The organism is Falsiroseomonas oryziterrae (assembly GCF_021864505.1).
In the GTDB taxonomy this organism is placed as follows: Bacteria; Pseudomonadota; Alphaproteobacteria; order Acetobacterales; family Acetobacteraceae; genus Falsiroseomonas; species Falsiroseomonas oryziterrae.
On sequence record NZ_JAKJIB010000019.1, the window covers coordinates 19,144 to 27,543 of the forward strand.

Annotated in this window: 8 protein-coding genes; 3 read left to right on the forward strand and 5 right to left on the reverse strand. The window is 71.1% G+C overall.

Annotation, left to right across the window (positions count from 1 at the left end):
- Window positions 1-14 precede the first annotated feature (14 nt).
- Both L2I40_RS03530 and L2I40_RS03535 read left to right on the forward strand, forming a co-directional pair.
- Window positions 15-1,136, forward strand: a complete 1,122-nt coding sequence (locus tag L2I40_RS03530; protein WP_237213484.1) for an OpgC family protein — start codon at window positions 15-17, stop codon at window positions 1,134-1,136.
- On the forward strand, window positions 1,133-1,819 hold the full coding sequence (locus L2I40_RS03535; RefSeq protein ID WP_237213485.1) for a hypothetical protein: 687 nt from the start codon (window positions 1,133-1,135) through the stop codon (window positions 1,817-1,819). The genes L2I40_RS03530 and L2I40_RS03535 overlap by 4 nt, the downstream gene beginning before the upstream one ends.
- Here the strand turns inward: L2I40_RS03535 and L2I40_RS24560 are convergent.
- From L2I40_RS24560 to L2I40_RS03560, 5 genes are all read right to left on the reverse strand, one after another.
- Window positions 1,713-2,777, reverse strand: a complete 1,065-nt coding sequence (locus L2I40_RS24560) for a cytochrome c3 family protein (RefSeq protein WP_372491002.1) — start codon at window positions 2,775-2,777, stop codon at window positions 1,713-1,715. The two genes, L2I40_RS03535 and L2I40_RS24560, sit on opposite strands and share 107 nt — an antisense overlap.
- Before the next feature lie 159 nt (window positions 2,778-2,936).
- Entirely contained in the window at window positions 2,937-4,553 is a 1,617-nt protein-coding gene (locus tag L2I40_RS03545) for a hypothetical protein (protein WP_237213487.1), read from the reverse strand.
- A gap of 8 nt (window positions 4,554-4,561) precedes the next feature.
- Window positions 4,562-5,365, reverse strand: a complete 804-nt coding sequence (locus tag L2I40_RS03550) for an undecaprenyl-diphosphate phosphatase (protein WP_237213488.1) — start codon at window positions 5,363-5,365, stop codon at window positions 4,562-4,564.
- A 136-nt stretch (window positions 5,366-5,501) separates the two neighbouring features.
- Window positions 5,502-6,584, reverse strand: a complete 1,083-nt coding sequence (locus L2I40_RS03555; protein WP_237213489.1) for a TRAP transporter substrate-binding protein — start codon at window positions 6,582-6,584, stop codon at window positions 5,502-5,504.
- A gap of 129 nt (window positions 6,585-6,713) precedes the next feature.
- Entirely contained in the window at window positions 6,714-7,133 is a 420-nt protein-coding gene (locus tag L2I40_RS03560) for a DUF4149 domain-containing protein (RefSeq protein ID WP_237213490.1), read from the reverse strand.
- Between the two features lie 467 nt (window positions 7,134-7,600).
- Here L2I40_RS03560 and L2I40_RS03565 point away from each other — a divergent pair, with 467 nt between their 5' ends.
- Window positions 7,601-8,308 carry a Crp/Fnr family transcriptional regulator gene (locus L2I40_RS03565; protein WP_237213491.1) on the forward strand — a complete coding sequence of 236 codons (708 nt, stop codon included), beginning with the start codon at window positions 7,601-7,603 and terminating at the stop codon, window positions 8,306-8,308.
- Window positions 8,309-8,400 lie beyond the last annotated feature (92 nt).

Here is an 8,400-nt window from a genome sequence, read left to right on the forward strand (position 1 = left end):
CGAGGGTGGGGACCATGGAACGGGAGTGGCGGGTCGATCTGTTCCGGGGCCTCGCCCTGGTCATGATCTTCGTGAACCACATCCCGGACAATCCGCTGACGGCGTTCACCACCGCCGCCTACGGTTTCTCCGACGCCGCCGAGGGCTTCGTGCTGATGGCCGGCATCGCGGCCGGTCTGGTGTTCCTGAAACGGCTGGATACGGGTGGCGCGCCCGAGGTCACCGCCCGCGCCTGGCGGCGCGCCTTCGACCTCTATGCGGCGCATCTCCTGACGGTGCTCCTCGCCTGCGCGATCGTCGCCTATGCGGCGAGCGTGGAGGGCGACCCGCGGCTGCTCGGCTGGATCAACCTGGGCCCCGTCTTCGACGACACGGCCGCGGCGCTGGTCGGCGTCGTGCTGCTCGGCCACCAGCCGGGCTACCTCAACATCCTGCCGATGTACGTGGTCTTCCTGCTCGCCCTGCCGATGCTGCTGCCGCTGGCGGCGACGCGACCGGGAACGCTGGTCGGCGGGTCCGCCGTGCTGTGGGCCGTCGCGAACCACTGGAACATCAACCTGCCGCACTACCCGAGCGAGGACGGCTGGTTCTTCAACCCGCTGGCTTGGCAGCTGCTGTTCGTCATAGGGCTCGTCATCGGCACGCGGCTGGCGCGCGGCCTGCCGGTGGTGCCGCGGTCCAATGCGCTGCTGGCTGCCGCCATCGCCTACCTCGTCGTCGCGGCGGTGATCAGCCTGGACGAGGAGTTGATCTGGCCGTCGCTGCCGCTGCCCTGGTTCCTCTACGGCCTGGACAAGACCTGGCTGACCCTGCCGCGGCTGCTGCACGCGCTGGCGCTGGCGCTGGTCCTGGCACGGCTGCCGGTCGCGGAGCTGATCGCGCTGATCGACCGGCGCGGCGTGCTGGTTCTGCTCGGGCGCAACGCGCTGCCCGTGTTCTGCGCCGGATCGGTGCTCGCCATCGCCGCGCAGGTCGCGCGCTTCGTGCTGGAGGCGGGGGTGGCGCTCGAGCTCGCCCTGGTTCTGGGCGGCATCGCGCTGCAGCTCGGCCTCGCGGGGCTACTGGCCTGGATGGACCGAAGCCGCAGCCGCGCCCGCCGCCCGGCTGGCGCCGCGACGGAAGGAGGCTACTCGTGAGGCGCCTGTTGCCGATCCTGTTGGCAGCCGCCCTGTTGCTGCCGGCGCCGGCGCGTGCCGGCGCGTGCCCCGCCCCGGCGCCGGAGGTCGAGCTGGGCGGTGGCCTGCCGCGCCTGACGCAGGCGCTCGCCGGCGGGCGGTCGTTCAGCGTCCTGCTCGTTGGCCTCGGCGGCGCGCGGGCCGGCAGCAACGACGGACCCTTCGCGCAGACCCTGGCACAGACGCTGCAGAACAGGCTGCCCGGCCGCGAGATCCGCGTGCAGATCGTTCCCACGCCCGGGATGCTGGCCAAGGATGCCGCCGAACGCGTCCGGCGCGCCGCGACGGAGTACGAGCCCGCGCTCGTGGTCTGGCGAACCGGCATGGCCGACGCGCTCTCGATGACCGATCCGGTCAAGTTCGGCACGATCGTCCGTCGCGTCGCGGAGTGGCTGCTGGTCCAGCAGGCCGACCTGGTCCTGGTGGATCTCGCCTACCACGCCGGCTCCGCGCAGGAGCCGACCTATCGTCGCTACGTCGAGGTCCTCGGCGCAGCCGTCCGCGGCATGGATGTATCGCTCTTCCGACGCTACGCGATCATGGAAGGCTGGGCCCGACAGGGCACCACACCGCCTGCAGCGATCGGCGAGACCTGCCTGGCGGAGATGCTGGCCGACGCCTTGTGGCGGCGGGCGCTGCGCTAAGGACACGGCAGCCCACGCAGCCGCGCTGACGGCGCCGCGTCCGTCGGGCTCGGGCACTGCTGATAGCGGACGGGCAGGGCCGTGTCGGTGTCCTCCTTTCCTCGGCCCGCAACGATGCGGCAAGCGATGCGTTCGGCCAGGCATGACGCCGCGTAGCCCCTGGGCTCGGGAACTGGTGCTGCTCGGCGGCGGGCACGCCCATCTCGGCGTGCTGCGTGACCTGGCGCGCCGGGACACCGCCCGGCGTGCGGGTGACGCTCGTCTCGCCCGAGGCGGAATCGGTGTATGAAACCTCGATGCCTGCATGCTCGAAGCGCAGCGAAGCCCCGAAGGCCGTCGTGGCGCTACGATGGCAATCCAGGCACCAGCCCATGGACAGCGTCTCCGCCTTCACCGTGCGGGGCATGGCAGCGACGTCGCCATGGCAGGTCACGCAGCCCAGCCCGGCCGCGACATGCGCGGCATGGTGGAACCGCACATGGTCCGGCAGGCGATGCACGGATCGCCACGTCACCGGCGCCTCGAGCGCGAGCGCCGTCGCCAGCGGCGCGAACTGGGCGGAGACGTTCCAGACCTGCGCGTGGCAGCCGAGGCAGGTCTCGGCCGTCGGCATGCCCGCGGAGGCCCCGCGCTCCACGGTCGCATGGCAGTAGCGACAGTCGAGGCCGATCTCGCCCGCATGGATCGCGTGGCTGAAGGGGATCGGCTGCGGCGCCGCGACCCCGACACCCCAGGCTCGGTCGGATCGCGCGAAGGCGAAGCCCGCCGCGGCACCGACGACGATGACGCAGGCACCCAGGACCAGCGCGATGCGCAGGCGCCGGTCGGCATCGGGAGAGAAGAGCTGCGGCATGCCGGTCCGTTGCGCGTGCGGGAAGCGGAACGCGGCGGCATGGCGCCGGGTTGGCGGGTGGCGACGACGAAGCAGTGAGGACGGCGTGAACGCAGCCACGCGCATCGCCCCGAGGGCAGGGTCCGCCCAGGCCAGAGAAATTCTCCCGGCAGCCGTCGTTCGCGGTTCGACCGGGCGCGCCTGCCAGGAGGACGCCGCACAGAACCGATCCGCGGCCCCCCCGGCAACCGGCTTTCGCGACCTGCGGCGCGCTACTGGCCGGCGTCAGTTCCCAATGGCCGGCCGGCTCGCGGTCGGAACGCCATCCCGCAGGACTCGCCACAGCTGCGCGAACCCTGCGTCGCGGACGAGCTGCAGGTTGCTGGGCAGCGGATCGGCGCCCTGGTCCGCATTCAGGACCAGGACGTAGTCGAAGCGATTCGGCCAGTCTGCGAGGTAGGGTGCGAAGCGAAGCACAGTCGCGCTGCGATCCGATAGGTGCCTGGGCTCAGGCAGGAGGCCGTCCGGGACCGCGATCTCGTTCCAGGGCGGCAGGACGCGGATTGGCTGTTTGCCGGCGCCGGTGAACAGCCAAGGCACGAAGGCCTGGCGCTCCGGGATCGCGAGGAGCGGCAGATTGCCGTAAGCGACGGTCACCGTTGACCTCCGCCAGGCCGGGATGGCGTTCCAGTCGATCGGTCGCGGACCGACCGGCAAGATGGCCGCACCGGCCGGAACGCCCGTAAGCGCGATGCGGACGGCGTCGGCATCGTGCTCCGCTTGGTACCACAGGTCGACAATCCAGACCGTCCGCACCAGGGTGGCTGCGAACAGTGCCGACGCCAACCCCGCCTGCACCCGGCGCGAAACAGCCGGTGGGCGCAGACCCACAACGAAGACCAGCACCGCCATGCCGGCGAGCCGGATATCGAGGCTGCCGGTGTCGCCGAGATTGGCTGGGCCGAGCGCAGCGGTGGCGGCAAGAACGGTCGCCGCGGCGGCATAGCCTCTGTGCAGGCCGATCTGGCTCCGAATGACGGCGTAGCCGAGTAGCAGGGCCAAACCGAGGAGGGGGATACCCTCGGTCACCACGGAGTGGCTGAAGAACGGCCCGATAAGCGCAAACGCACGCGAGGCCAAGCCGGCATAGGCAGGCATGATCCAAGACGTGCTGGCGCTTTCCTGCCCGGGCGGAACGGGGGAGAGCAGGAGCACAATCAAGGTTCCAAGCGCGGCGGGCGCTGCGGCGCGTACTGCGCCCCGAATATCCCAGTGGTGCCGGCGGTCGTCCCAGAGCCGCTCCGCACCCAGAAGTCCGGCCAGGAACACGGCGGCGATAGGATGCATGACGGTGATCAGGGCGGCAGCCGTCGCACAGGCCGGCACGAGGGACCGCGGCGCGCGCCGCTGCAGTACGATGGCGCCGCTCGCAGCGAAGCAGGCAAGGCCGATGCCGATCTGCAAGCTCAAGAAGCCAGCGGTAAAGACCTGGTTCCACGCCAGCAGGGGCAGGAGCAGCACCGTCCAGGGCCAGCGGCCGGACATAGTCCTCGCCAACACCGCCGCGCCGGCCGGCGGCAGCACGAGTGACAGCCCGAGCATGAGCCGCGCGACCATCTCGCCGCCAAGCAACGGCCCGATCAGCCAAGCGACCATGTCCATGCCCGAATTGACGACGGCGCGGCTCCAGTCCAGCGCATAGATCTCCGACATCGGCGGGACCGCGATGTTGCCCGCGACCAGCCAGAGCCGGGCCATGTGGTTAGGATAGTCGAGGACAGGCGGGATGCGGACCAAGGCAACCGGCACCAGCAGGGCCGCCAACGCGAACAGGAGCAGCGCCGGGACCAGTATTCCCGGCCGGCCTTCCGCAGCGGCGGATCGCTCGGTCGCGACTGCCACAGGCCGTCTCAGCGCAACGCCAGGACGAGCAGCATCACGCTGCCGAGCGCGATCCGGTACCAGCCGAAGGGCGTGAAGCCGATGCGCGAGATCACGCGCATCAGCCAGCGCACCACGACCAGGGCGACCACGAAGGCGGCGGCGAAGCCGACGCCGATCTGCGCCACGCCCGACAGGTCGAGATCGTGACGCGCCTTGAACAGCGAGAACACCGTCGCCGCGAGCATGGTCGGGATCGCCAGGATGAAGGAGAACTCCGCCGCGACGCGGCGCTCGGCGCCGACCAGCAGCGCGGCGATGATGGTCGCCCCCGAGCGCGACGTGCCCGGGATCATCGCCAGCGCCTGGCCGAAGCCGACCAGCACCGCGGCGAGCGGCCCGATCTCGGGAACGCTGCGGATGGACGGCGCGGGCCGCCAGCGTTCGATCGCGATGATGGCCACGCCGCCGACGATCAAGGCGGTGCAGACCACGTAGGGGTTGAACAGCGCCCGCGTGATCGGCCCGTGCAGCGTCGCGCCGATCACCGCGGCCGGCAGGAAGGCGAGGAGGATGTTGACGGCGTAGAAGCGCTCCGGCCCCGGCCGCCAGGCCTTGAGCACGAGGTCGATCAGCGTCTGGCGGAACACGACGATGACGGCAAGGATGGCGCCGAGCTGGATCGAGATCTCGAAGACCTTGCCCGGCGGGCCCTCGAAGCCGATCAGCTCGCCCAGCAGGATCAGGTGGCCGGTCGAGGAGATCGGCAGGAATTCTGTCAGGCCCTCGACGACGCCCATGAGCAAGGCGGAAAGCAGCGCGGACGCGTCCATCGTGCGAGGGTGTCTCCCGGCGAGCGCCGCCTGATAGCCGTGGACGGCGCAGGCTGCCAGGGCCGTGCGGGCCGAACAAACGAGAAGGGCCCCGCCGCGGCTGCGACGGGGCCCCTGGCAGGCAGTTCCTGGCGGCTCAGCGAACCGTCTGGGCCGCGGTGAAGGCGAAGTTGTCGAAGCTGTTCTCCGCCACGCGGAACCACTGGAACTGGTCAGTCCGGAAGCGGTTGTAGCTTTCCATGATCCGCCCGAAGCGCGGGTTCTGGCGGGCGAGATCGGCGTTCAGCTCCTCGTTGGCGCGCCAGGCGGCCTCCAGGATCGGGCGCGACCAGAAGCGCAGCTGCGCGCCGGCGCCCACCAGGCGGCGCAGCGCCTGCGGGTTCAGGTGGTCGTACCGCGCGGTCATGTCGCTGTCGGCCTCGGCGCAGGCGACCTCGATCGCGTGCTTGTACTGGTCGGGCAGCGCGGCATGCGCCCGCTGGTTCATCATGAAATGCAGGCGCGCACCCGGCTCCCAGAAGCCCGGCGCGTAATAGAAGCGGGCGACGCGGACGTAGTTGGCGCGCTCGTCGTCGTGCGGGCCGACGAACTCGGCCGCGTCGATCACGCCGCGCTCGAGCGAGGGGTAGATATCGGCGGGGGCAATGAGCGTCGGCTCGGCGCCGAGCCGGCGGAAGAGCTGCCCGGCGAGGCCGGTGATGCGGAACTTGAGGCCGCGCAGCTGCTCGACCGTCTGGATCTCGTTGCGGAACCAGCCGCCCATCTGGGCGCCCGTGTCGCCGGCGGTGTGGGCGACGATGTTGTATTCGCGGAAGAACTCGTTCGCGAGGTCGTTGCCCCCGCCGTGGCGGAACCAGGCGGTCATCTGGCGCATGTTCAGGCCGAAGCTCATCGCGGTGAAGGGCGCGAAGGCAACGTCCTTGCCGATGTAGTAGTAGGAGGCGGTGTGGCCGGCCTCCATCGTGCCGGCCTGCACGGCGTCCAGTACCTGCAGGCCGCCGACGATCTCGCCGGCCGGGAAGACCTGGATGCGGAAGCGGTTCTCGGTGAGCTGCGCGACGCGGGCCGAGATGCGCTCCAGCGTGCCGTAGAGCACGTCGAAGACCCGCGGGAAGGAGGACTGGACGCGCCAGCGGACCTCCGGCAGCGTCTGGGCTAAGGCGGGGGTGGCGAGCATCGGCGCAACGGCGGCGGCGCCCATCAGGGCACGGCGGTTCATGTCGGTTCCTCCCGGGCAGCGTGTCGCGGGCCTGCGCCCGCCCAGGCCGGCAGGCTTAATCCATCCCGGTAACGTCGGAAATAGGCTGCCTTGCCCCTGCTGGGCGGCACGACGGCCCGGACCGGCCCGTCAGAGCACGAAGCCGGCCAGCACCGCCGCGGCGGCACCCATCTGGAGCAGGTTGGCGGCCACGGACAGCCGATGCGCGCGGTCGAATTCCCGCTGCGCAGCCGCATCGCCCGCCTTTGCCTTGTCGGAGAGGGCATTGATGCGGGGCATCAGCACCTGGCGGAGCCACCATGCCAGACCGGCGACCACGAACATGATCCCCGCATCGATGGAGGACAGCGGCAGGAGGGCCACCGCAGCCCCGCCGGCCATGCCGAGCACCCAGAGGTAGTAGCGGGGAAAAAGGGTCCGGATGAACCGCCCGCCATGATCCGCCGGCAGCACGCGGAAGACGAGGGGCGCAATCAGGGCGGCGAAGAACACCATGCCGCCGAGCAGGAAGGCGACGGCGAACAGGGCGATCAGGGCGAGGGCGGTCAAGACGGGCTCCGGTGGGCGGTTCGTGAGCCGCCAGATTGTGACGTCGGGCCAGCACGCAACGCAGGGGCGCGGGACAGCCACCCGCAACGGCGCAGGGCATGCGGCGCCGCCGTATTGGACCAACGGCCCGAAGCGGATCCGGCACCGGCGCCGGACGTCCATCGGTCCTTCCGTTTGATGCGCCGCGCTGCGCCCTTGCGGGCGGCTTCCGACCGCCGGCGCCCGCCCTGCTCCGTCAAGGTTTCGCGCCCCGTCCCTCGGTCGCACCCCCGCCTCGCGCACGGCGCCGATCGCCCAGCAGGCCCTTTCCGGCTCCGGGTCCAGTCCCTTGCCACGCCCACGTCGCCCGGATCCGCCCGCGGGCGTCCATGGGACAGGGGATCGACCGAAAACTTGGTGCCCTTCCGACCGGGAGCACCGGCAGGAACGGGCTGGATTGTCACCGCGCCGGGCCGCTACTGGAACGCATGGACCGCGCCCGGGCGCATCGGATCGTTCTGGACAACGGCTGGCTCGCCCAGCAGCCCGCCCCGTTCCAGGCGGAGATCCTCGCCAGGGCCGACATCCTGGCCTTCGGCCGGGGCGACCACGCCTTCACCGTCGGCGACCGGCGCGGCGGAGTGCATGGCATCGTCGAGGGCAGCTTCGCCGTGCATGTGGCCGCGACGCCCTGTGACGGAAGCCTCGCCCATGTGATGCGTCCATCCGTCTGGTTCGGGCTGAGCCCGCTCACGCGCCGGCCGAGCGGATCGCTGACCTTCCGCGCCCTCGAGCCGTCCTGGACGCTCCATGTCCCGGAGTCCGCGGTGGAGGAGATCGTGCGGAGCTGCGCAGACGCCGCCCGCGCCGTCGCCGGTATCGCCGAGGCGTCGCTCCAGATCGCATTCGGCGTGATCGCGGACCTTCTGATCCCCGATGCGGATCGGCGGATCGCGGCGATCCTGCTACGGGTCTGCGGCGCCGGGGCCGAAAGCCCCCGCACCGCGCCGGCCGGTTGCCGGCTGACCCAGGCGGAGCTGGGCGAGATGGCGAATGCCTCGCGCGGGCTGGTGAACAGGACCCTGAGGTCCTTCGAGACGGAGGGCTGGGTCCGGCTCGGCTACAATCGGATCGCGGTGACCGACATCGCGGCGCTCACGGCCTTCGTGAACGCGGGACGGGTCGCGGAGAGGTGAGGCCGCCGGCGACCTGGATGGCGATGCTGGCAGCGGCGGCCCTGGCGGCCTGCGACGACCCGGCGCCGCGGCAGCTGATCGGAAGAGCACAT

Coding starts and splice junctions, on each gene's coding strand:
- L2I40_RS03530 (WP_237213484.1), top strand. CDS start 15: ATGGAACGGGAGTGGCGGGTCGATCTGTTCCGGGGCCTCGCCCTGGTC.
- L2I40_RS24560 (WP_372491002.1), bottom strand. CDS start 2,777: ATGCGCGTGGCTGCGTTCACGCCGTCCTCACTGCTTCGTCGTCGCCAC.
- L2I40_RS03550 (WP_237213488.1), bottom strand. CDS start 5,365: ATGGACGCGTCCGCGCTGCTTTCCGCCTTGCTCATGGGCGTCGTCGAG.
- L2I40_RS03555 (WP_237213489.1), bottom strand. CDS start 6,584: ATGAACCGCCGTGCCCTGATGGGCGCCGCCGCCGTTGCGCCGATGCTC.
- L2I40_RS03565 (WP_237213491.1), top strand. CDS start 7,601: ATGGACCGCGCCCGGGCGCATCGGATCGTTCTGGACAACGGCTGGCTC.